This window comes from Silvania hatchlandensis, assembly GCF_025564065.1.
Lineage (GTDB): Bacteria > Pseudomonadota > Gammaproteobacteria > Enterobacterales > Enterobacteriaceae > Enterobacter > Enterobacter hatchlandensis.
Genome location: NZ_JAMGZK010000055.1, coordinates 329335 through 351942 on the forward strand (window position 1 = coordinate 329335; position 22608 = coordinate 351942).

Annotated in this window: 24 protein-coding genes and 1 tRNA gene; 10 read left to right on the plus strand and 15 right to left on the minus strand. The window is 55.1% G+C overall.

Annotated features, from left to right (window positions below):
- Positions 1-5 precede the first annotated feature (5 nt).
- Positions 6-1055, plus strand: a complete 1050-nt coding sequence (gene cobT, locus M8014_RS22430) for a nicotinate-nucleotide--dimethylbenzimidazole phosphoribosyltransferase (protein WP_271284568.1) — start codon at positions 6-8, stop codon at positions 1053-1055.
- Here cobT and wzz(fepE) read toward each other — a convergent pair.
- The 3 genes from wzz(fepE) to M8014_RS22445 all read right to left on the minus strand — a co-directional run bounded on the left by wzz(fepE) (position 1039) and on the right by M8014_RS22445 (position 5777).
- Positions 1039-2181 carry an LPS O-antigen length regulator Wzz(fepE) gene (gene wzz(fepE) / locus M8014_RS22435; protein ID WP_271284569.1) on the minus strand — a complete coding sequence of 381 codons (1143 nt, stop codon included), beginning with the start codon at positions 2179-2181 and terminating at the stop codon, positions 1039-1041. The genes cobT and wzz(fepE) overlap by 17 nt on opposite strands.
- 244 nt (positions 2182-2425) lie before the next feature.
- Positions 2426-3040 carry a DUF2238 domain-containing protein gene (locus M8014_RS22440; RefSeq protein ID WP_271284570.1) on the minus strand — a complete coding sequence of 205 codons (615 nt, stop codon included), beginning with the start codon at positions 3038-3040 and terminating at the stop codon, positions 2426-2428.
- A gap of 118 nt (positions 3041-3158) precedes the next feature.
- Entirely contained in the window at positions 3159-5777 is a 2619-nt protein-coding gene (locus M8014_RS22445) for an autotransporter family protein (protein WP_271284571.1), read from the minus strand.
- 189 nt (positions 5778-5966) lie between these two features.
- On the opposite strand from M8014_RS22445, the gene M8014_RS22450 reads away from it, so the two are divergent.
- The 5 genes from M8014_RS22450 to M8014_RS22470 all read left to right on the plus strand — a co-directional run bounded on the left by M8014_RS22450 (position 5967) and on the right by M8014_RS22470 (position 9289).
- Complete coding sequence (locus M8014_RS22450) at positions 5967-6806, plus strand: alpha/beta hydrolase (RefSeq protein ID WP_271284572.1); 840 nt, start codon at positions 5967-5969, stop codon at positions 6804-6806.
- A 104-nt stretch (positions 6807-6910) separates the two neighbouring features.
- A complete protein-coding gene (locus M8014_RS22455) occupies positions 6911-7252 on the plus strand; it encodes a TehB family protein (RefSeq protein ID WP_271284573.1) in 342 nt (113 codons plus the stop codon).
- Between the two features lie 57 nt (positions 7253-7309).
- Positions 7310-7498, plus strand: coding sequence for a hypothetical protein (locus M8014_RS22460; protein ID WP_271284574.1), 189 nt, complete (start codon positions 7310-7312; stop codon positions 7496-7498).
- A gap of 44 nt (positions 7499-7542) precedes the next feature.
- On the plus strand, positions 7543-7959 hold the full coding sequence (locus tag M8014_RS22465; protein WP_271284575.1) for a helix-turn-helix domain-containing protein: 417 nt from the start codon (positions 7543-7545) through the stop codon (positions 7957-7959).
- Positions 7949-9289, plus strand: coding sequence for a type II toxin-antitoxin system HipA family toxin (locus M8014_RS22470; RefSeq protein ID WP_271284576.1), 1341 nt, complete (start codon positions 7949-7951; stop codon positions 9287-9289). The genes M8014_RS22465 and M8014_RS22470 overlap by 11 nt, the downstream gene beginning before the upstream one ends.
- A gap of 62 nt (positions 9290-9351) precedes the next feature.
- Here M8014_RS22470 and M8014_RS22475 read toward each other — a convergent pair.
- A tRNA-Phe gene (locus M8014_RS22475) sits at positions 9352-9427 on the minus strand.
- 95 nt (positions 9428-9522) lie between these two features.
- A complete protein-coding gene (locus tag M8014_RS22480; RefSeq protein WP_271284577.1) occupies positions 9523-10233 on the minus strand; it encodes a DUF554 domain-containing protein in 711 nt (236 codons plus the stop codon).
- A 398-nt stretch (positions 10234-10631) separates the two neighbouring features.
- Here M8014_RS22480 and M8014_RS22485 point away from each other — a divergent pair, with 398 nt between their 5' ends.
- Complete coding sequence (locus M8014_RS22485; RefSeq protein WP_271284578.1) at positions 10632-12767, plus strand: ornithine decarboxylase; 2136 nt, start codon at positions 10632-10634, stop codon at positions 12765-12767.
- A 39-nt stretch (positions 12768-12806) separates the two neighbouring features.
- On the opposite strand, the gene M8014_RS22490 is transcribed toward M8014_RS22485, so the two are convergent.
- The 4 genes from M8014_RS22490 to mutY form a co-directional block, all read right to left on the minus strand.
- Positions 12807-14063, minus strand: coding sequence for a nucleoside permease (locus M8014_RS22490; RefSeq protein WP_271284579.1), 1257 nt, complete (start codon positions 14061-14063; stop codon positions 12807-12809).
- 225 nt (positions 14064-14288) lie between these two features.
- The gene (gene mltC / locus M8014_RS22495) at positions 14289-15368 is read right to left on the minus strand and encodes a membrane-bound lytic murein transglycosylase MltC (RefSeq protein WP_271284634.1); all 1080 of its coding nucleotides are present in this window, start codon (positions 15366-15368) and stop codon (positions 14289-14291) included.
- A gap of 101 nt (positions 15369-15469) precedes the next feature.
- Positions 15470-15742, minus strand: a complete 273-nt coding sequence (locus tag M8014_RS22500) for an oxidative damage protection protein (RefSeq protein ID WP_271284580.1) — start codon at positions 15740-15742, stop codon at positions 15470-15472.
- Positions 15743-15768: 26 nt separating this feature from the next.
- Positions 15769-16821, minus strand: coding sequence for an A/G-specific adenine glycosylase (gene mutY, locus M8014_RS22505; protein WP_271284581.1), 1053 nt, complete (start codon positions 16819-16821; stop codon positions 15769-15771).
- 144 nt (positions 16822-16965) lie between these two features.
- Here mutY and trmB point away from each other — a divergent pair, with 144 nt between their 5' ends.
- The 3 genes from trmB to M8014_RS22520 are packed head-to-tail and all read left to right on the plus strand — an operon-like array spanning position 16966 to position 18783.
- Positions 16966-17685 carry a tRNA (guanosine(46)-N7)-methyltransferase TrmB gene (trmB, locus tag M8014_RS22510; RefSeq protein WP_271284582.1) on the plus strand — a complete coding sequence of 240 codons (720 nt, stop codon included), beginning with the start codon at positions 16966-16968 and terminating at the stop codon, positions 17683-17685.
- Positions 17685-18011 carry a YggL family protein gene (locus tag M8014_RS22515; protein WP_271284583.1) on the plus strand — a complete coding sequence of 109 codons (327 nt, stop codon included), beginning with the start codon at positions 17685-17687 and terminating at the stop codon, positions 18009-18011. Before trmB ends, M8014_RS22515 begins: the two co-directional genes overlap by 1 nt.
- Positions 18012-18063: 52 nt before the next feature.
- Complete coding sequence (locus tag M8014_RS22520) at positions 18064-18783, plus strand: YggN family protein (protein WP_271284584.1); 720 nt, start codon at positions 18064-18066, stop codon at positions 18781-18783.
- A 61-nt stretch (positions 18784-18844) separates the two neighbouring features.
- On the opposite strand, the gene M8014_RS22525 is transcribed toward M8014_RS22520, so the two are convergent.
- From M8014_RS22525 to M8014_RS22550, 6 genes are all read right to left on the minus strand, one after another.
- Positions 18845-19210 carry an endonuclease domain-containing protein gene (locus M8014_RS22525; RefSeq protein WP_271284585.1) on the minus strand — a complete coding sequence of 122 codons (366 nt, stop codon included), beginning with the start codon at positions 19208-19210 and terminating at the stop codon, positions 18845-18847.
- 63 nt (positions 19211-19273) lie between these two features.
- The gene (hemW, locus tag M8014_RS22530; protein ID WP_271284586.1) at positions 19274-20416 is read right to left on the minus strand and encodes a radical SAM family heme chaperone HemW; all 1143 of its coding nucleotides are present in this window, start codon (positions 20414-20416) and stop codon (positions 19274-19276) included.
- Positions 20409-21002, minus strand: coding sequence for an XTP/dITP diphosphatase (locus M8014_RS22535; protein ID WP_271284587.1), 594 nt, complete (start codon positions 21000-21002; stop codon positions 20409-20411). Before M8014_RS22535 ends, hemW begins: the two co-directional genes overlap by 8 nt.
- A 3-nt stretch (positions 21003-21005) precedes the next feature.
- Positions 21006-21302 carry a DUF167 family protein YggU gene (gene yggU / locus M8014_RS22540; RefSeq protein WP_271284588.1) on the minus strand — a complete coding sequence of 99 codons (297 nt, stop codon included), beginning with the start codon at positions 21300-21302 and terminating at the stop codon, positions 21006-21008.
- Positions 21299-21865: a YggT family protein gene (locus M8014_RS22545; RefSeq protein WP_271284589.1), complete on the minus strand. Its 567-nt coding sequence runs from the start codon at positions 21863-21865 to the stop codon at positions 21299-21301. The genes yggU and M8014_RS22545 overlap by 4 nt, the downstream gene beginning before the upstream one ends.
- Before the next feature lie 30 nt (positions 21866-21895).
- Positions 21896-22597, minus strand: coding sequence for a YggS family pyridoxal phosphate-dependent enzyme (locus M8014_RS22550; protein WP_271284590.1), 702 nt, complete (start codon positions 22595-22597; stop codon positions 21896-21898).
- Between the last annotated feature and the right edge of the window lie 11 nt (positions 22598-22608).

Here is a 22608-nt window from a genome sequence, read left to right on the forward strand (position 1 = left end):
CAAGCATGCAAACAATACAGGAACTGGTGGCGGCTATCCGACCACTGGATGAGACTAAAAAAAATCAGGCCGCCCGACACATTGATGGCTTAGTGAAACCGCTTAACAGCCTGGGACGGCTGGAGGCGCTGGCCGTGCAGCTGGCGGGGATGCCGGGGCTGACAACGCTCGACGATTTGCAAAAAGAGATTATCGTGATGTGCGCCGATCACGGCGTGTACCAGGAGGGCGTGGCCTACAGCCCGCAGCAGGTGACGCATCTGCAGGCGCTGAATATGCTGAAAGGCACTACCGGGGTATGCGTGCTGGCGAAGAGTAACCACACCTCGGTGCTGCCGGTGGATATTGGCATCGACTGCGAACCGATTGAGGCAATGCTGACCCTGAAGGTAGGGCGCGGAAGCGGTAATATCGCCCAGGGCCCGGCGATGTCGCGCGCTGATGCCGAGCTGTTGCTGCTGCGCAGCGCCCGGCTGGTGCAGCAGCGGGCGGCACAGGGCATTGCGGTGTTTGGCACCGGCGAGCTGGGGATCGCGAATACTACCCCCGCCTCGGCGATCATTAGCGTGCTGACCGGCTGCGATCCGCATGAGGTGGTGGGGATCGGCGCGAACCTGCCTGCGGAACGCCTGCAGCATAAAGAGGCGGTGGTCCGTCAGGCGATTGCCGTTAACCAACCCGATCCTACGGATGCCATCGACGTGCTGGCGAAAGTGGGCGGTTACGATCTGGTGGGGATGACCGGGGTGATCCTCGGCGCAGGCGCGTGTGGACTGCCGGTGGTGCTGGACGGGTTTCTCTCCTACGCCGCAGCGATCGCCGCCTGTCAGATAGCGCCCGAGGTGAAGCCGTACTGCATTCCCTCGCACATATCGGCTGAAAAAGGCTCCCGCCGGGCGCTGGAACATCTCAACCTAACCCCGTATCTGGATCTCGATTTGCGTCTTGGTGAGGGGAGCGGCGCGGCGCTGGCGATGTCGATTATCAGCGCGGCCTGCGCCATGTACTGCGAGATGGGCCTGCTGGCAGAAAGCGGGATCAGTTTGCAGGCGTAAGGCGAGTGTTCTCATCGTGGAGGCTGCGCATACGGGATGCCATCATCTCGCGTGCCAGCACCGCACCTGCCGCCACGATCAACCCTATCAAGGTCGCCAGGATAACCATCAGGGCTGTGCCTGGCCCCTCTTTTTTCAGTGGCAGCGAAGGCTGCATCTGGAAGTGATACGGCGTGAAGTCGATATGGCCGAAATTAAGGGCCTGCAACGCGTGGACAGCATGTTCGCGGTTCTGTACCGAGACATCCATCTGAGCAACGTCTTTCAGTGATTGCTCAATTTTTAACTTTTCAGTCAGACCATTGGCACCGAGTGAAATGGAATAATCAGGATCGTCTTTAACCGCCTGGCCGTTGCTGTACACCGGCGCTTTCAGGCCTGCGGCATTGGCGACCTGCAAAGCATAGCCCAGACGCTCCAGCTTCACTTTGTGTTGGCTTTCAAGATTAAAGCGATCGAGTATCAGGCGCTCTTTTTCAGAGTCTATCTTTAATTCGACGGCATTTTTCATACTGGCGATAATCTCTTTTTTAACTTCAGCGGTAATAAATTCAACGTACTCGTGCAGCACCTGTTGGGCCTCTTCTGGAGCAGGTGCGGTAAAGTTCAGCGTCCAGGTCGTGAAAGGGGCATCGTTGTTCTTTTTAGGATCGCTGTTATCTAGCGCAGTGAATTTTTGCGAGACGTTAACAATGGCGCGATAGAGATCGTTCTTATCACCATCCCCTATTTTCAGTAATGTCTGGACATACGGGGGCTGTGCCAGGAATTTTTCGTGAAGCTCCTGTGATTCGAATTTCTTCAAAAATAACTTATAGAGCGTATCCGCATCGAAAGGGGTATCCACTTTCAGTATCGTCAGGTTAACCAGGGCGTGACTTAACTCCATCACATCTGCGGTTTCGGGCGGGGTAATAATGGCCTGGCTGGTCCATTTTTTTGGTAGCAGAAAACTGGCCGCCAGCCCACAGAGCGCAAACAGCAGCGTAATCGTGATTATCTGTTTTTTGGCCGCATAAAGTGTAGATAACAGGTGCAGTAAATCGATTTCTTCCTGGTGTGGTGCCACAAGCGGATAAGAAGATGGGTGATCAAATTGAGGGGTTTTCATTTCGTTGGAAGACATCACTAGCCAGTTTTAAAGTAAAAAAATACCCGTTTAAAGGTGCAGGGGATCGGATGTTAAGCCGAAGTAGCGCAAAAAAATGAGAAAAAGGCGGGTTTTTTTAACCTCTATAAAGGTTGCATATTTTTCCAGATGACAAAAAGCCCTTTTCCCGCGAACAGGTTTAGGGCTTGTGCCGGACTGTGTTTTGACCTGTTATCAACCTCAGGTGTCACTATCTACCTAAGGGGCAAGGTTTTTAATATTACCTATGACTGAGGCGCGCAAGCTGGCGCTGATGCCATGGCCCGAGGATCAGCACCGTGGTGAGCGCGCCGAGCAGGGCGCAGAACATGTCGGACTGGGTATCCCACGGATCGCCCTGGGTGCCGAGAAAATCGTCCGCACCTTGCCCCATCGCCAGTGCAGCCCACCACTCAATAAGCTCATAGGTGGCGCTGATCGCCAGCGCAATACAGCACACCAGAAAAGCGGTCATCTTGCGGCCGTTAACGTAGCCGCCGCGCACCAGGATCTCCCGGGCCGCCAGGGCAGGCACCAGCCCCTGGAAGAAGTGACCCAGCTTGTCGTACGGGTTGCGGCTCAGATTAAACATCTCCTGCACCTCAAAACCAATCGGCACTTTCGCGTAGGTGTACATGCCGCCGACCATCAGGACGATCGCATGCCAGAAAATCAGGGTGTAGAGCAGGGGGGTCAGCGGGTAGCGCTGTTGGGTGGCGAGCAGCAGCGGCACGATAATCACCACCGGCGTGACTTCCATCAGCCAGGTGATGTGGTCACCGGTGTAGATACCGGTATACATCAGAACCAGCAGCAGGAGCAGCGCGCCGCCTTTTAATGCCAGAGAGTGAGTCATGTTATTTTACGTAGCCGGAAAAGACTCACTATCTCCTCGGCCGAAGAAAAACACAATGATTGATGCCGCAGGATAAAAAAACGGGGCCCTGTGCGGCCCCGTTTAGCTTCATTAACGATCAGAAAGACTTGCGTAAGCGCAGGCTGAAGGTGTGCGCCTGATAGCGGTCGCCTGCCTGCAGATCGTAGCGCGCATCGAAGCTGAGTTCATTCGCATCGTACAGCGTGCTGCCAATGGCCAGGCCAGCCATATCTTCTACCGGTGAGGCGCCTTTGGTGATAAAGCGGGTTTCGCCGATGGCGTCAGCGGCGTAGGTCGCATGGCTGCTGACCTGACGGTTGTCGTTCTGGTGGATCCAGGACACCTGTGCGAACGGCGTCAGGTTACCCAGGTCGGTGGCGAAGGTTTTCTCGATGCGGGCACCGATATCGCTGACCACCGACTGGGCGTACGTGCTGCCAACATCCAGCGCCATACCGTTGCCGCCGGTTTCGTTGTAGCCATCAACATGCTGATAACCGTAAGTCAACGCGGCCAGCGGCGTCAGAACCACGTCGGCTGGCAGCGTGAACGGATAGCCGAACTCGGTTTGCAGGGTGACCGACTGACCGTTGAACTTGCCGTGTGCTGCCCCGGAGAAGCCGGTGAAATCAGCGCGACGCACGGAGCTGTAGTTCTGACGGTTGAGGCCTGCAGAGAGGTTCAGGTACCACGGATCGCCGGTGTAGCCTGCGTAACCAATCACGCCGTAGTTATCGGCGGTGGAGGTGTTGCCGCTCAGGTTGTCTTTGCCGTGAACCGAGGTATTGCTGTAGTTCACCGCAGCGCCCAGACGCCAGTCGTCGCCCAGCGCACGGTCGGCCCCGATGATCAGGCCGCCAAACTTAGCGGTGTAGCCACTGACTTGATCGCTGCTGTCCTGACGGGCATAACCGCCAAACGGCTGGCCCCAGACGATCCAGTTGCTGGCGTAGTCGTCGCCGGTTGCCACACCGCTGGTGCCTGAAGCTTGCGGATTACGCACGGCATCAATGTGTGCACCCACGACGGCCTGCGCGGTAGAGGTGGCAACGGTTGCCGCCGAGCTGGCGTTGAGGTTCTGGCTGGTGGACAGCTGTTCGCCTGCGCGGTTCGCTTCGGATTTGCCTTCAACGGCCAGGGAGGCGTTGTACAGATCCAGCAGCTGTGGAGAAGAAATACCGGTATAGCTCGCGAGGCCACCCAGTGCCGCAGTGGCGCTCGGGATGGTTGCCCAGTCACGTTTGCCAGGCTGTGCAGGCGTTGGATTCGCAGGCGCAGGCTGGTTTGGCTCCGTCACCACGGGTGTGGTGACATCGGGTGGTGTCACTACCGGCGGGGTCACTTCGGGCTGTGGCTCAGGTTGTGGTTCTGGCTGAGGTTCCGGGATAACCGGCGCGGTGGTCAGGGTTAACACCAGCGCCTTGCTCTCTGCTTCTTCGTAGACGGAACCTTTCACTTCACCGCTATATCCCATGGCTTTGTAATTCAGGCTCCCGGCATTGTAGTGCGTGTCGCTGCCTGCGGCAGCGATCACCACATAGCGCTGGCCTTCGGCAAACTTGTAGGTGCTGCCGGTGCGCAGCAGGTTGATGCTGGATCCCGCGTCGACCGTGGCATTGCCGCTGACGTTCAGGCGGCCATAGCCCGTATCGGCCAGCAGATCGCCGTTGGCGGTGGTCAGATCGGATACACCGGAAATCAGCGTGGCGGCCGCTTTCTGATGGTAATCACCGGTAATGGTGATGCTGTTGTTGACCTGCAGCGACGCCGCTTCGTTCACCACCGTGCCGTTTGGTACATTCACTGGCTCATTCCTGTCCAGCGAAGTCATATTCATGATTATCGCGGTGGCGGTATTCACATTATCGTTTAACAGCAGCGAGCCGGTGCCGAATACCACGTTGGAGCTGGTAATGTTACCCGTTGCCCCCTCGAGCCCGTTCAGCGTGCCCTGGGTGGTCGTACCGCCGTTAATGACCAGCGGAATATCGCTGACGGAATAAATATCACCGCTGATCGTGCCGGTATTGGTCAGCGTCACCGCATTGCGGGTACCGCTGTCAACAAGCAGGGCGAAGTTCTTACCGGTAATCAGCCCATTATTAACGATGGTTCCAACGGTATTGTTACTGTAGATGGCGGTGTTATTAGCAGTGATCTGGCCATTATTTTTAAGGCTGTCGATGGCACCCGCGTTATACACACCGTACGAGCTGCCATTAATCTCACCCTCATTGAGGAGGGTATTTATGGTGCCCTGATTATAGATCCCCGAGGCACCGTATAAATTGGTTAAACCCGCCTGGATGGTACCGCTGTTGGTCAAATTATTCACCATGCCTGAGGCGCTCACCGCCACGACATTGCCAGATCGATATTGATTATTATTGGTAATGGTTCCGTTGTTATTAAAGGTGCCGACCGTGCCATCAATCTGCACCGTATTGTTACTGGTAAACAGCAGGAATGAATCAGTATTACTGATGACACCCTCGTTGGTCAGGGTGTTAACGGTGACGCTTTGATTGACCGATAACGCCGGTGCAGGTCTGCCGGTAATCGTGCCCTGCCCGGTGATATGTACCAGGTCCGTTGAGTTGGCAATCTGAACATTGCTGACCGGGGAGTCGATGATGATGTCTGAGGTGGCGTAAGACTGCGCTGCCGTTGAGGCCAGCAGCAGGGAAATAAGCTGGCTAAGTCGTTTCTTTTCCATGGTGTTCCGTCATAACGTTGCGAGAGTTGTGCAATAGCAGGTGCGTTTTTCTTCGGATTAATCCGATATCTTCGGGCGCAGAATATACAACTGGTTGTCAAAAACAATAAGCCTTGCTTAATTATTTCTTGCCGAAATAAACCCTTAATTTTTGTAGTATTTATAATTTGATTTAAGGCGGTAGCGGTTATGAAGATATATCCTCATATTTTGCAGGGAACGCTATTGATTAGTTTATCTTTATTATTCACCGGCTGTGTTTCGCACGACCCTTATCGCGAGGGAGAGGAGATCGCTGCACGGGCTGGTCTGATCAGTGAAAAAATTAACACGCCGTCGTTCCCGATCGCCGCCTGGCAGCGAATCACCCCTCCGGTGCATTCACTGCGCATCTATATTGAGGGCGATGGTTTTGCCTGGAAAAGCCGCACCCAGCCTTCCGATAACCCCACACCGCATAATCCTGTCGGCCTGTTGCTGGCCGCTGCGGATAATCGCGAAAATGTGCTGTATCTCGCCCGGCCCTGCCAGTTTATCGGACCACCGTTACCGGCTACGTGCAGCGTTAATCTGTGGACGAGTGACCGTTTCTCGCCAGCGGTCGTTGAGGCGATGAACGAGGCGCTCAATCACGTTGTACAGCGTTATCCGGGGGTGAAACTCGATCTGGTAGGCTATTCGGGCGGGGGAAATATTGCCGCGCTGCTGGCGGCTACCCGCGACGATGTGCGCTCGCTGCGTACCGTGGCGGGCAATCTTGACGTTGCGTATGTGAATGAGATCCATCGTGTTACCCCCATGCCCACGGCGCTTAGCGCTATTAACAGTGCTTCGGCATTTCGCAGATTGCCGCAGGTTCATTACAGCGGTGGGGCGGATGACACTGTGCCTCCCGCGGTTGCCCGGCGTTTTCAGCAGGCCGTTGGCGGGCGATGCGTTCAGGTAGAGACGATAGACGGCATGACGCACGGCGCGGACTGGGCGGCAGTGTGGCCGCAATTGCTGGCGAAGGGGTTGCCTGACTGCTGAGAAAAAGAGAGCCTAAAATTGATAATGAGATTTATTATCAAAATTACTTTACGGGCTAAAACTAAAGATGTATTTTAAATGCATCTTTAGAGTCGGAGTCAATTATGAGCCATCACAGAATCCCTAAAAACTGGACCATCAAACGTTCAACCCCTTTTTTCACTAAAGACAGCGTACCTGCTGCGCTGCTGAGCCATCACAACACCGCCGCCGGTATTTTTGGTCAGCTGTGTGTGATGGAAGGGACCGTGACCTACTACGGTTTCGCCAATGAAGACGCAGTCGAACCTGAAGTGAAAGTGGTGATTAATGCGGGTCATTTCGCCACCAGTCCGCCGCAGTACTGGCACCGTATCGAAATGACCGACGACGCACAGTTTAATATCAATTTCTGGGCCGAACCGGCGTTCTCCGGCGATGAAGTGTACAGCGCGAAAAAAGCCTAAACCCAGGGTTCCCTTATCCTTCAATGGGGGAGCCTGTTCAGACGGTGGGAACGCCTTATGATGAATTTCTTTACGCAGTTTTCAACGAAGGTCGACTACGGTGAACGGGAGTTTTGCACAGAGCAGCTTCTGCAGCACGGCGCTGAATATCAGGAGTACTTGTCGTGCGATGCGCCGTTTTTGCCAGGGGGAAATCCCGAGCGCTTGACGGTTTTCGGTTCGCAGAAAGCAAAAAACCAGCCCTAAGGCTGGTTTTCTGATCGTAATCATATGACATTCTGACAGTCATCATGAACAGGTTGAAATTTGTTCAATTGCACCTAAAATATAGCTTAAAGATTTTATTGCGTGTTTTAAGGTGCATGGTGAAGCGATCACAGCAGGAACTCCTCTCTTCAGAACAACTTCTCCAACTCGTTACGTTGGGGAGAACTCTGGCGCACAGTCGAATTGCCCGCAAAATGCTGCAGGCAGAAGTCGCCGTACGCGCAAATCTCAGTCGTAATACAGTAAGCCGGATTGAAAACGGTGATGCAGGCGTTGCCATAGGCCAGATCCTACGTTACCTCAGCGTAGTTCGCCCTGGCGCAACGCTGGCGGATGTATTGACTAAGAAAGATAACGTGGTTGCTGCTCAGGAATTCGCGAACCGTCCCCGCCGTGCAAGGCCGCTAAGCGATACGGAACTGGAAGAATATGACTTCTGATAAGACGTTAATGGTGCATGCGTTTTTGCCGGGATCACCCCTGTCAGTTCCTGCTGGTAAGTTACATTTGCAGGAGGAAGGCATTGATCTCCGCGCATCGCGTTTTGTTTATGGTCTTAAGTACCTAAAACGAAATGGCGCAATTGAAATCGATCCTGTCGGGTTGGGTATGTTGCAAGGACAGCACGTGGCGGGGCAGGTATTGTTTGCACAAGAGTCTGCGCTTTTTGGCGGAATTCGCGACGCCGCACCTGATGCATGGGGCCGTCGCGTCATTGAAGCTAAAAAGCGGGTTCCGGCGAATGCATTGCCGGAGTCGGTGTATCTTCTTGAGGCAGGGCCAAACCGAACCGGGGCGTTAGATATCACACCTGATGGTGAACCGGCGAGAGCGTTAGGTGCGTCAACGGATATCAAATCACTGGGTTATCTCTTAGATGCAGCCGAGAGGATTGAGAATGGCTTGCCGTTGCCAGCAAATCTTCACGGGATATTTGATGCCGGGTCCAGCATGGGCGGAATGCGTCCCAAAGCAACTGTAGTGGTGGAAGATGGCAGTCACTGGCTGGCGAAGTTCTCTTCCCGTACCGACCGTGGTTTTTGCTATCCTGCAATCGAACATGCAACCTTAAGACTTGCACAGGCGGCAGGGCTCCATGTTCCTGAGACTCGTCTCGAAGAGATTGGTTCTGAACGATTTGCGATGTTGATTAAGCGTTTTGACCGTGTGGGGGCAGGAGATAGCACCGGACGACGTCATTTTGTGTCTGCTCTGACGCTGATGAATATCCATGAGATGGCATCGATAGAAAGCAGTTATGCTGAGCTGGCAGATACTATGCGCCGTCATCTTGATGCGGCCAGCCTTACTGATGATTTGAAAGAACTGTACCGCCGGATGGTCTTCAATATTTTGGTCAACAATGACGATGACCATTTACGCAACCATGGCTTTATCCTGATGGAATCACCAGAGCAAATGCCAGTCCGAGGGGCGCAAGAGGCTCAACGTGCCGTCAATCTCGCATGGCGTATTAGCCCCTTATACGACGTCGTGCCTCGCCCCGTTCATTCTCACCACCGTCGCCTGCATCTTGGTGTGGGCGCGTTCGGCAAAGAAGCCACGCTGGTTAATGCACTTTCGTGGTGTGAGCGGTTTGGTTTGAACCGGGTTGATGCCATTGCGGAAATTGACCGTATCTGGCGGGTAGTGAGGGAATGGCGTAATCATTTTGAGGAATATGGTGTGGCTGGGTACGATATTGATGCGGTCAGTTCCGCATTTTTGCATGCGCGTTATCTGGGCGGAGATGAGGCAGGGATCGGCTAATCATTGAATTCATAAATGCCAGAAAGCAAAAAACCAGCCCTAAGGCTGGTTTTTCTAAATAGTGGTGCCCGGACTCGGAATCGAACCAAGGACACGGGGATTTTCAATCCCCTGCTCTACCGACTGAGCTATCCGGGCAACGGGGCGCATTAAAACCGATTCGCTCCGTGTCGTCAACGAAAATTGCTGAATTCGCTACTGACCGCACACTCTGTCACCAGCTTGCTGCTTTCTCAGGCAAAAAAGGCGGTCCACAGGGCCGAGAGCGGCATCGCGATAACCAGCGCGGGCAGCATATTGACCACCGCAAACATCTTAATACCGCAGATCCTAAGCCCGGTTGCCAGCAGCAGCAGGCCACCAACGGCGGTGAAATCTGCCATCATCGCCGGGGTCGTAAGCGGTAAGATCAGCGTGGCGCAGGTGGCAAGCGCCAGCTGGATAACCAGCATCGGCACGCAGATCGCCGCCACCGCGATCCCTAACGTGGTGGCGAAGATAGTGGCGGTAAAGAAATCGAGAAATGATTTGGCGATCAGGATGCTGGAGTCGCCGGTCATCCCTTCCTGCATCGATCCAAAAATCCCGGTGCCGCTGGCGCAGAACAGAATAATGATCGCCACATAGCTCTGGATAAATGTCTCGTGCGAGCCACCTTTCGACTGACCCCGCGAGAGCAGGTTTTTGGCTTTGCCGACGGCACTGTTGATGCCTTTTTCCAGAAAACAGAATTCGCCAATCAGCGCCCCGACAAGCGTAGCCAGTACCATCACCGGCAGGTTGGCGCATTTGATCACCAGCAGAATACCGATCCCCAGCGAAGCCAGGCCAAAAATCGAGGGCATGGAAGAGCGAATACGCTCCGGTAATCGCTGGCTCAGTACGGCGCCAAGTATGCCGCCCAGCAACACGGCACTGGCGTTGATAAAGGGTCCAATAACCAAAGTAAACTCCCGTTATTTACTCATTGATATTGCATTATTATTGCTGTTTTCAGCGGGTAATAACGCTGTTTTAATACTGTTTTTGCATAATGATTGCGTCTTGCACGGCCTGGTGAAAGGTGACATTATTGCGCGAATTTTCTCCTCTCAGATACGGGGCCGCCAATGAATATATTATTAATTGCTGCGTACAGACCTCGCCGTATCTACGCTTCGTATTCTACGCTCACCGTGCGGTGAGGGTAACGCAGGCTCACTGCAGGACAACAGTAAAACCAGACGCGTTCTGCTTTTACTGATGTCTGGCGGTCGGAGCTGAACTCCGGTCAGACACATTCGTTGGGCAGGGAAGATTCCCTGTCCGGGGCTTTTCTCGCCTTGCACGGGTATTTGCGCTTATGAAAACAATGAAAATTGCCGTCAGCCGTGAGCTGGCGTCCGCCTTGTCTACGCACCGGGAAGTGGTGACGCTGGATAACACAGATTTTACGGACGTGGCGGCAGTCGTCATTACCGTCGCTGATAGTCACAGCGGCATCCTCGCGTTACTGAAACGTACGGGCTTTCAGCTCCCTGTTTTTATGTTCTCAGAAGAGTCTGTAGACGCGCCTGCTGGCGTCGACGCGGTGATCAACGGCAAGGCACAGGAGTGGCTGGAGCTGGAAACGGCCGCCTGTCGCTATGAAGAGAACCTGCTGCCGCCGTTTTTCGACACCCTGAGCCAGTACGTGGCGATGGACAACAGCACCTTTGCCTGTCCGGGGCATCAGCACGGCGCTTTCTTCAAGAAGCACCCCGCAGGCCGCCAGTTCTTCGACTTCTTCGGGGAGAACCTTTTCCGGGCCGATATGTGCAACGCCGACGTCAAGCTCGGCGATTTGCTGATCCACGAAGGGTCTGCCAAACACGCACAAAAATTTGCGGCGAAGGTATTCAACGCCGACAAAACCTATTTTGTGCTGAACGGCACCTCAGCGGCCAATAAGGTGGTGACCAACGCGCTGCTAACCCGCGGCGATCTGGTGTTGTTCGACCGCAATAACCACAAATCTAACCATCACGGGGCGCTGATCCAGGCCGGGGCCACGCCGGTGTATCTTGAAGCGGCGCGTAACCCGTTTGGCTTTATTGGCGGCATCGATGACCGCTGCTTTGACGAAGCTTACCTGCGCCAGCAGATCCGTACCGTGGCACCGGAAAAGGCTGATGAAGCGCGTCCGTTCCGCCTGGCGGTGATCCAGCTTGGCACTTATGACGGGACGATTTACAACGCCCGCCAGGTGATCGACAAGATTGGCCAGCTGTGCGACTACATCCTGTTTGACTCCGCATGGGTGGGTTACGAGCAGTTTATCCCAATGATGGCAGACAGCTCGCCGCTGCTGCTGGAACTTAATGAAAACGATCCGGGGATCTTTGTCACCCAGTCGGTGCATAAGCAGCAGGCCGGATTCTCCCAGACCTCGCAGATCCATAAAAAGGATAACCATCTTCGCGGCCAGGCGCGTTTCTGCCCGCATAAGCGTCTCAACAACGCGTTTATGCTGCACGCCTCAACCAGTCCGTTTTACCCGCTGTTTGCTGCGCTGGACGTGAACGCCAAGATCCACGAAGGGGAGAGCGGGCGTCGGCTCTGGGCAGAGTGCGTCGCGCTCGGCATTGAGGCGCGCAAGGCGATAATCGCCAACTGCAAGATGATCCAGCCGTTTATTCCGCCGGTGGTGGCCGGGCGTCCGTGGCAGGATCATCCTACCGAGACGATTGCCCGCGAGCTGCGTTTCTTTAGCTTTGAGCCTGGGGCGAAATGGCACGGGTTTGAAGGCTATGCCCGGGAGCAATATTTTGTCGACCCGTGCAAGCTGCTGCTGACCACGCCGGGGATTGATGTGGAGAGCGGGAAATACACCGAGTTTGGTATTCCGGCGACCATTCTGGCGCACTACCTGCGTGAGAAAGGCATCGTGCCGGAGAAGTGCGATCTCAACTCCATTCTCTTCCTGCTGACCCCGGCCGAGAGCGCAGAGAAAATGGCTCAGCTGGTGGCGATGCTTGGTCAGTTTGAACAGCATATCGAAGACGACACCCCGCTTGCGGACGTTCTGCCGACGATCTGGAAGAAATACCCGGTGCGCTACCGGGACTACACCCTTCGTCAGCTCTGCCAGGAGATGCACGATCTGTACGTGAGTTTTGACGTTAAAGATCTGCAGAAGGCGATGTTTCGCCAGGAGAGCCTGCCCGCTGTGGCGATGAACCCGCAGGATGCCAACCAGGCCTTTATTCGCGGTAACGTCGAGCTGGTGCGCATCAGCGAAGCCGAAGGGCGCATTGCCGCCGAGGGCGCGCTGCCATATCCACCGGGCGTGCTGTGCGTGGTGCCGGGTGAGCTATGGGGCGGGGCAGTGCAACGTTATTTCCTGGCGCTGGAAGAGGGCGTCAATCTGCTGCCCGGATTTTCACCGGAGTTGCAGGGCGTTTACAGCGAGAAGGATGCGGACGGGATTAAGCGCTTGTACGGCTATGTGCTGAAGTAAAAGATTTCCCCCTCCGACAGGAGGGGGAAGTTAAGGCGATTAATGTGCGATGGACTGCGTACCTGTTGGCGTACGAACATGTTTGTACTTGAACAGCACCATGAACGCGAAGGCCAGAACCAGCGAGTAGCCTGCGAAGATCAACCACACCGGCTGCCAGTCAGTAATCCCGTTAGTGGTATACATCTCAACCACTTTACCGCTCACGATCCCGCCAAGAATACAGCCGAAACCGTTGGTCATCATCAGGAACATACCCTGAGCACTGGCGCGGATTTCCGGACGCACTTCTTTTTCCACAAACACCGAACCTGAGATGTTGAAGAAGTCGAAGGCACAGCCGTAGACGATCATCGACAGAACCAGCAGCACGGTACCGAACGCAGATGGGTCACCGTAGGCGAACAGACCGAAACGCAGCATCCACGCGAAGATACTGATCATCATAACGTTCTTGATGCCGTAGCGGCTCAGGAAGAACGGGATGGTCAGGATAAACAGGGTTTCGGAGATCTGCGAAATCGACATCATCACTGAGGCGTGTTCAACGATAAAGCTGCCGGAGAACAGCGGGTCGTTATCGAAGCTGTGCAGGAAGGTGTTGCCGAACATGTTAGTGATCTGCAGTTCTGCACCCAGCAGCATGGAGAAGATAAAGAAGATCGCCATGCGTTTGTTTTTAAACAGCGCGAAGGCATCCAGACCGAGCATGCTGCTCCAGCTCTGGTCTTTCTGCTGATTAGAGACCGGAATGTGCGGCAGCGTCAGGGTGAACAGAGCCAGCACCACGGACAGCACCGCACCGATGTACAGCTGCATATGGCTCAGTTCAAAGCCGGAGAAGCTCACTGCCCACATCGCCATGATAAAGCCGATGGTGCCCCAGATACGAATCGGTGGGAAATCGGTGACGATATCCATACCGGCTTCTTTCAGGCGATAGTAGGAGATGGTGTTAATCAGGCCCAGCGTTGGCATATATGCCAGCGAGTTGAGCAGGATAACCATAAACATCGCACCTGGCGTCGTAACTTCGGCCGCCATAAACAGCGTTCCGGCTCCGACCAGGTGACAAAGGGCGTACACCCACTTCGCACTTATCCATTTGTCCGCCACAATCCCGAGTAACGTCGGCATAAGGACGGCGGCGATACCCAAAGAGCTATAGACCGCGCCAATCGATGCACCATCGAATTTGAGCGTGACAAACATGTAGGAGCCAAGCGTGGTAAGCCAGCTCCCCCACAGGCAGAACTGCAGAAACGATAAGATTTTAAGCTGCAGCTTAAGGTTCATGTAACTTTCCTCACAAGAGAGCGGGCTGTGTGTTGAATTAAAAACATTTGTGTACGGTATTTGATGCAATTCTATCAGCGAGTGACGTGATGTTTTGTTACCTCCCGCAAAAAAATGCAATCCTTATTAATTTGCAGTCTGGATTGTGATGCAAATAACAATTTCGTATGGATGGCGCGCGGGGGCAAGAACCCTCTCCCGCAGGAGAGGGTGAAACGTGGAGGATTACTTACGACGATAGTTCTTTTGAGCCGTGTTGACCTTATACAGGTAGCGACGTGACTCCGCGGCGGGGTGACGGGTGGTCAGGGTCTGGTAAACATCCCCTGGCGTCATGCTGTTGATGATGCTGGCCGCTTTAATTTTGTCGCTGGAGAAGACCCGCAGCACGCTGCCTGCACCACCGTTATAGGCGGTGATCACCGCATACCGGCGCGAGGTGGGGTTATCAATGCCGCTCAGGTAAACGTTGTTCAGCATCGCGAGATAGGCGGTGCCGGTATCGATATTGCTGGCGGGATCGAACAGATAGTTACGGCTCGGCGTGCCGGAACGACCTTGCGAGCGGAACACGTCTTTTCCGGCACTGTGCTGGACAACCTGCATCAGACCCAGCGCATCAGAGCGGCTTACGGCGTACGGGTTAAACGACGACTCGGTCTGCATAATCGCCAGAATCAGTGACTCATCAACGCCGTATTTACGCGACGCCTGACGGACCATCCCCACGTATTTATGCGCACGTTTATCGAGGTGGTTTGGCACCAGATTGATGGTTACGCTGTAGATAATGCGCAGGCCGTTGCTGCGGCTTTTCAGGCGCGTCTGCAGCAGGTAGTTGGCAAAGTTGGTGGCACGACCTTCCCAGCGAATGGGCTGTCCGGTTTGATCCACCACCTGACCGTACAGGTACGGCTCTTTGGAGATGGTAATGTCGTCGACGTCGGAATAGAGGTCGATAGAGCCCGGATCGTCGCCCATCAGCAGAGTTTTGACGATCGCCTGGCGTAAACGCGCTGCGGGATCGGTGCCGGCGATCGTTTCGACCGTGATGGTACCATCATCAAAGTTGATGTGGCTGCGGGTCTGATAAGCGTCGGTATACTTAACGTAGTCCTTCGGACCTGCGATCAGGACTTCGTTAAATCCCCAGATGTTTTCGATGTTGTGGGCAAACTGCCCCATCAGAATGTCAAAACCGTTAGTGTCCTTCACCCAGGCTTCGTTATAGCTATCGCCTTTTTTACTGGAAGAACACGAAACAAGTAACGGTGCAACAAGAGCCAGCGCTAAAAATTTTTTCATCATTCCGAAAGTGCGTGTTGTGTTGGTTCTGGCGCTGCTTTCGCCGGGTGGCGCTACGCTTACCCGGCCTGACGTTGCAGACCCGGCAAGCGTGCACGGTATTATTTTTCTGGTGGCGTGTAGCCTTCGATGTGTACGTCTTTCCCTTCAAACAGGAAATCGACCATCTGCTGTTCGAGCAGCTTGCGGTGTTCAACGTTCATCATATTGAGCTTCTGCTCGTTAATCAGCATGGTCTGCTTCTTCTGCCACTGCGCCCACGCCTCTTTAGAGATCTCGTTATAGATGCGCTTACCCAGTTCGCCCGGATAAAGCTGGAAATCCTGACCATCCGCGTCGCGTTGCAGGTAGGTACAAAAAATTGTTCTGGCCATACTCATTCCTCTTTGTCGCCCCGGAGCTAAACCATTGCTCCGACACGTAATTGCTGTAACAGGCGCTCTACAGGGGCCGCCAGCCCAACTGACGGCGGTTGCGCTAAGTTATACCAGAGAGCGTTGCCTTCATCCATGCACGCGGTGAATGAGGACACGGGAAGCCACATTGGCACGATATCCAGGTGGAAGTGGCTAAAGGTGTGGCGAAACGCGGTTAACTGCCTGAGAGTATCGCCGCTGATGCCGCGCTGCGCCAGCCAGTCGCGCAGGCTGGCTTCATCCTCAAACTGCGGAAAACAGAACAAGCCTCCCCACAGCCCACTCGGCGGACGCTGGGCAAGAAACACCGTCTCGTCGTGCTGCATCAGCAGGAAATAGCCGGTACGTTCCGGTAGCGTCTGCTTTGGCTTTTTACCGGGATACTGCGCCCAGCTGTGGTTGGCGTAGGCCATGCAGAGGTTATTCAGCGGGCACAGCTCGCATTTGGGTTTGGATCGGGTGCAGACCATCGCCCCTAAATCCATCATCGCTTGGTTAAAGCGTTCCACGCCTTTGGCCGGGGTGACCGCTTCGCTGATGTCCCATAAACGTTTTTCAACATCCTTCTTGCCCGGCCAGCCGCTCACGGCGGAACAGCGCGCCAGCACGCGTTTTACGTTGCCGTCGAGAATGGGAAAGTGTTTGCCCAGCGAAAGGGAGAGAATCGCCCCGGCGGTAGAGCGCCCGACACCCGGCAGATCGGCCACCTCTTCGAAGGTTTCCGGGAATTTGCCGTTATGCCGGGTGACCACCTGCTGCGCGGCTTTATGCAGATTGCGCGCGCGGGCGTAATAGCCGAGCCCGGTCCACAGGTGCAATACTTCATCGAGCGGGGCGTGAGCTAAATCGATTACCGTTGGGAAACGCGCCATAAAGCGCTCAAAGTAAGGAATAACGGTAGCGACCTGCGTTTGTTGCAACATCACCTCAGAGAGCCATACTTTGTACGGCGTTTTTTCAATTTGCCAGGGCAGGGTTTTACGCCCGTATTTGTCGTACCAGTCCAGCACCTGGGCTGAAAATTGAGAGGCTTGCATGGTCTTCGCTTCGCGATATCAGGGACGCAGATTGCAGCACAGAGGCATTCGGCTGTAAACCGGATCTTTCCCATGCTTGCATCCGACCTTTAACTTTGGATAATGCGCGTTTCCCGAACATTCTCACAAGCAGACAACTCTTTTATGAAAAACGACGTCATATCACCGGAATTTGATGAAAACGGTCGCCCGCTGCGCCGTATTCGCAGCTTTGTCCGCCGTCAGGGCCGCCTGACCAAAGGGCAGCAACACGCGCTGGATAACTACTGGCCGGTGATGGGCGTTGAGTTCAACGAACAGCCGCTCGACTTTGCTGAGCTGTTTGGCCGCGATGCACCTGTCACCCTGGAGATCGGTTTTGGCATGGGTACGTCGCTGGTTGCGATGGCGAAAGTACGTCCTGAGCAGAACTTTATCGGTATCGAAGTTCACTCCCCGGGAGTGGGTGCCTGCCTGGCGACGGCGCATGAAGAGGGCGTAGAGAACCTGCGCGTCATGTGTCACGATGCGGTAGAAGTGCTGCACAAGATGATTCCTGACAATTCTCTGAACATGGTTCAGCTCTTTTTCCCTGACCCATGGCACAAAGCACGTCATAATAAACGCCGTATCGTTCAGGCACCCTTTGCCGAGCTGGTAAAGAGCAAGCTGAAGCTGGGTGGCGTTTTCCACATGGCGACCGACTGGGAACAGTATGCGGAGCATATGCTGGAAGTGATGTCGACGCTCGACGGGTATAAAAACCAGTCGGCAAGCAATGACTATGTACCGCGTCCTGACTCACGTCCGGTGACGAAATTTGAACAGCGTGGCCATCGTCTTGGTCACGGTGTATGGGACTTAATGTTCGAGAGGGTGAAATAATGGCAAAGAATCGTAGCCGTCGTCTGCGTAAGAAAATGCATATCGAGGAATTCCAGGAAATTGGATTTTCCGTCGCATGGCGTTTCCCGGAAGGCACCAGTGTAGAACAGATCGATAAGGACGTTGATGCCTTCATTGATGAAGTCATTGAGCCGAACAAGCTGGCCTTTGACGGCAGCGGCTACCTGTCGTGGGAAGGTTTGATCTGCAAGCAGGAAATCGGTCAATGTACCGAAGAGCAGCAGGCTATCGTGCGTAAGTGGCTGGAAGACCACAAATTAGAAGAGGTGCGCGTGAGCGAACTTTTCGACATTTGGTGGGACTAATAAAGCATCAGGGGCCAGCAATTGCTGGCCCGTTTTGTATGAGGGAGTATTTATGATGCGCAAAACGCTGCTTGCGGCGACTTTAATGACCACCGCACTGACTGCTCACGCAGAGTACAAATGTGAAGTCACGCCGCGCGACGATGTGATCCTGAGCCCGCAAACCGTGCAGGTGAAAGGCGAGAACGGCAATCTGGTGATCACCCCGGATGGCAACGTTATGTTTAACGGCAAGCAGCCCACCCTGAGCGCTGCCCAGCGCGAGCAGGCAAAGGATTATCAGGCCGATCTGCGCAGCGCGCTGCCGTGGATCAACGAAGGCGCTCTGACCCGGGTTGAAAAAGGCCGCGTCGCGCTGGATAAAATCATCGCCAAAGAGGTGGGGGAGAGCAGCAATATGCGCTCGCGCCTGACCAAACTGGACGCGCAGCTCAAAGAGCAGATGAACCGTATTATCGAACGTCGCACCGACGGCCTGACGTTCCACTATCAGGCGATTGATCAGGTGCGTGCCGACGGACAGCAGCTGGTGAACCAGGCGATGGGCGGCATTTTGCAGGACAGTATTAACGAGATGGGCGCTAAAGCGGTGCTGAAAGGCGGCGGTAACCCGCTGCAGGGCGTACTGGGTAGTCTGGGCGGCCTGCAAACCTCGATTCAAAACGAGTGGAAAAATCAGGAAGCGGACTTCCAGGCATTCGGCAAAGACGTGTGTAAACGCGTTGTATCACTGGAAGAGAGCCGCAAGGGGCTGGTGGGGACGCTGAAGTAGGTTTTGCTTAAGTGCGGTCTGGGCCCCTCACCCTACCCTCTCCCACAGGGAGAGGGGATGTTTAGCACCCTCTCCCTGTGGGAGAGGGCTGGGGTGAGGGCAACTGTCGATTCAGATGGGTAAGGATCGTCATCAGCACACTTTCTTCATTCACTCTGAATTCGTTATTCCAGAACCTAATCACACGCCAGCCATGCGCATTTAGATAAGCCGTTCTGCGTAAATCGTACCCCTCATTATCCTGATGCTGTCCACCGTCCAGCTCAACGATCAGTCTCGCCTTGAAGCAGGCGAAATCCACGATCCAGGGGCCAATCGGCATTTGTCGGCGAAACTTAAAACCATAAAAACGACGCCCCCTTAACAAATACCAGAGGCGTCCTTCTTCAGGCGTCATATTCGTGCGTAAGTATTTTGCGTTATCCATCCCCACACTCTGCCAGCTAATTCCTCAGCCAGCAGAGCGGGATGCAAAATCCTGAATCTGTCTTCAGGAATCTTCGGCGAGGAACAGCTCAAGAAGGGAGTTTAAGAACAGTTTGCCGTGCTCGGTTATCTGCCAGAAATCGTCGCACTCGGTCAGATAGCCCTGCGCCAGCGCGGCGTCAATCTGTGGGCGGATGACCGCTTCGGAAAGACCGGTATAGCGGGCAAACTCCGCGCGCGGCGCGGGTTCCAGCAGACGGAAGCGGTTCATAAAGAACTCGAATGGCTTGTCGTGCGCTTCAACGTCATGTTGACGCTCCAGATAGCGCCCTTCCATATAGCCACGCGGATGGCGCGTTTTGGTGGTACGCAGGATGCGCCCGTTCGGGAAGCTCACTTTGCCGTGGGCGCCGCAGCCAATCCCTAAGTAATCGCCAAACCGCCAGTAGTTCAGATTGTGCTGACACTGGTAGCCCGGCTTTGCATAGGCCGAGGTTTCGTACTGCTGATACCCGGCGGCAGTCAGCAGCTGGTGGCCCTGCTCGAAGATATCCCACAGCGCGTCATCGTCGGGTAGCACCGGCGGGCGCGAGCCAAACAGCGTGTTGGGCTCAATCGTCAGCTGATACCACGAGAGATGCGGCGGATTCAGATCGATGGCCTGGCGCAAATCGTCCAGCGCTTCGTCCAGCGATTGATCCGGCAGGCCGTGCATCAGGTCGAGGTTAAAGCTGCGCAACCCCAGTCCGGTCGCCAGGTGTGCGGCGCGCTTTGCCTCATCCGGGCCATGAATACGCCCCAGACGCTGCAGTTTTGGCGCACTAAAACTCTGCACCCCGATCGAGATGCGGTTCACCCCGGCGCGCTGATAGTCGACAAAACGATCGGCCTCAACGGTGCCCGGATTGGCCTCCATGGTAATTTCTGCATCCGCTGCCAGATTCAGACGTGCGCGCACGCCGTCGAGCAGCGTCTGCATCGCCGGGCCCGAGAGCAGGCTCGGCGTACCGCCACCGATAAAAATGGTCTTAACTTCACGTCCCTGCGCGTAAGCAACGTCGGCATCCAGATCCTGCAACAGGTGCTGAACGTAGTCGTCATGCGGCACTTCACCCTTCAGCGCATGCGAATTGAAATCGCAGTACGGGCATTTCTGCACGCACCACGGGATGTGAATATAAAGACTCAGAGGTGGCAAATTAGCCATTACGTAACGCTTCCAGTAACAGTTTTAGTGCGCGCCCACGATGGGAAATCGCGCTTTTTTCTTCACGACTCAGTTCGGCCGCGGTCTTGCCCTCAGAAGGGACAAAGAAAATCGGATCGTAGCCAAAGCCGCCACTGCCTGCCGCTTCGTGAGCGATGACGCCAGGCCAGCTGCCGTGACAGACCAGAGGAGTCGGATCCTCGGCATGACGCAGATACACCAGCACGCAGTGGAACTGTGCCTGGCGCTGTGCATCCGGGACATCTTTCAAGGTTGCCAGCAGCTTTTCCAGATTTTGCTGGTCGCTGGCATCAACGCCGGAATAGCGGGCGGAGTAAATCCCCGGCGCGCCGCCCAGCGCATCAACCGCCAGACCAGAATCATCAGCGATGGCAGGCAGACCCGTAATCTGCGCGGCGTGACGCGCTTTCAGAATGGCGTTTTCAATAAACGTCAGGCCGGTCTCTTCAGCAGAGTCCACGCCCAGCTCGGTCTGCGCGACCACATCCAGACCGAAATCATTTAACAGCGAGGCCAGCTCGCGCACTTTACCGGCGTTACCGGTAGCGAGAACAACTTTTTGCATGGTTTAATCCTGTGGTATCAGTGCCGCGACGTCCGTCGGGATGTAATGCGGATTAACAATTTTGACCTGCTTGTGGCGACCCAGTTCACCCTTCTCGAGGATCACCTGGCCTTTGGCGACGCGAAACTGTTTCGCCAGATACTTCACCAGATGTGCATTCGCCTGGCCGTCCACCGGTGGGGCGGTGATGGCGACTTTTAACTCGTCGCCATGCAGCCCAACAATCGCGTCACGGCTGGCTTTCGGCTGAATGTACAGCCGTAAAACCAGCCCGTCGGCGCAGGTGCTGACAGCACTCATAGCGCCATCCACAGCCCCGGCAGCAGGATGTTGCCCGTGGACTGCAGCAGTTCCGCGATACCCATGTTGATCACATACAGCAGCAGCACGAGGATCATCGGCGAGAAGTCGATTCCGCCCATCGCTGGCAGCAGGTTACGGATCGGGCGCAGCAGCGGCTCGGTCAGCTGAATTAACGAATATTCCACCGGGCTACGACCCCGGCTGACCCAGCTCATGATCGCCATTACCATCAGCACCCAGAACACCAGCAGACCGATTGTTTTTACCAGGATCAGCACGGCGGCGATCCAGATGATCGGCTGGAAGGTGACCACCATAAACAGCACGATCGCTTTGATCACGCACAAAATCAGCGCCACAAGCATGGATGCGCTGTCGATCGGCCCCATCGGTGGGATCACCCGGCGCAGTGGCCCGATGATTGGCTGGGTCACTTTGACGACAAACTGCGAGAAGGGATTGTAAAAATCACAACGGGCCCACTGCATCCAGACGCGCAACAAAAGCACCATCGTATACAGTTCAATGACCGTTGAGAGCAAGAAGGTCAACGTCTTCATGGCGTTCCTCAGGTTTCCTTAGTATGGGGATTATTGGGTGTAATCGCGCGCACCGAAAATAGCCGTTCCGATGCGCACCATGGTGCTGCCAGCCGCGATAGCGGCGTCCATATCGTCCGTCATGCCCAGCGAAAGCGTGTCGACCGTCGGGTAGCGCGCTTTAAGCGCCCCAAATGCTACAGCCATTTGCTGGGCGACGGCAAATTGCCTGTCGTAATCGGGTTCCGGGGCCGGGATCGCCATTAACCCGCGAAGCTGAAGGCCAGGAAGCGCCGCAACCTGATCCGCCAGCGCATCCAGTTCGTCCAGCGTAATGCCTGACTTGCTGTTTTCGTCACTGATATTGATTTGAATCAGCACGTTAAGCGGTGTCATATCACCAGGGCGTTGCTCGCTCAGGCGTGTGGCAATGCGCAGGCGATCGACGGTGTGGCACCAGTCAAAATGCTCGGCGACCAGACGGCTTTTGTTCGACTGCAGCGGCCCGATAAAGTGCCATGTAAGGTCCGTATGGCCGTTTTCGCGAAAGAGGCGAATTTTCTCTACCCCTTCCTGCACGTAGTTTTCGCCGAATGCGCGCTGGCCTGCCGCGATTGCTTCTGCGATGGCGCTCGCAGGCTTGGTTTTGCTGACTGCAAGCAGTGCCACTTCTTCTGAAGCACGGCCGCAACGCATTGCTGCGGCTGAGATTTTGTCCCGGATCTGTGCCAGGTTGTGCGCAATGTCGTTCATTTTCCGAGGAT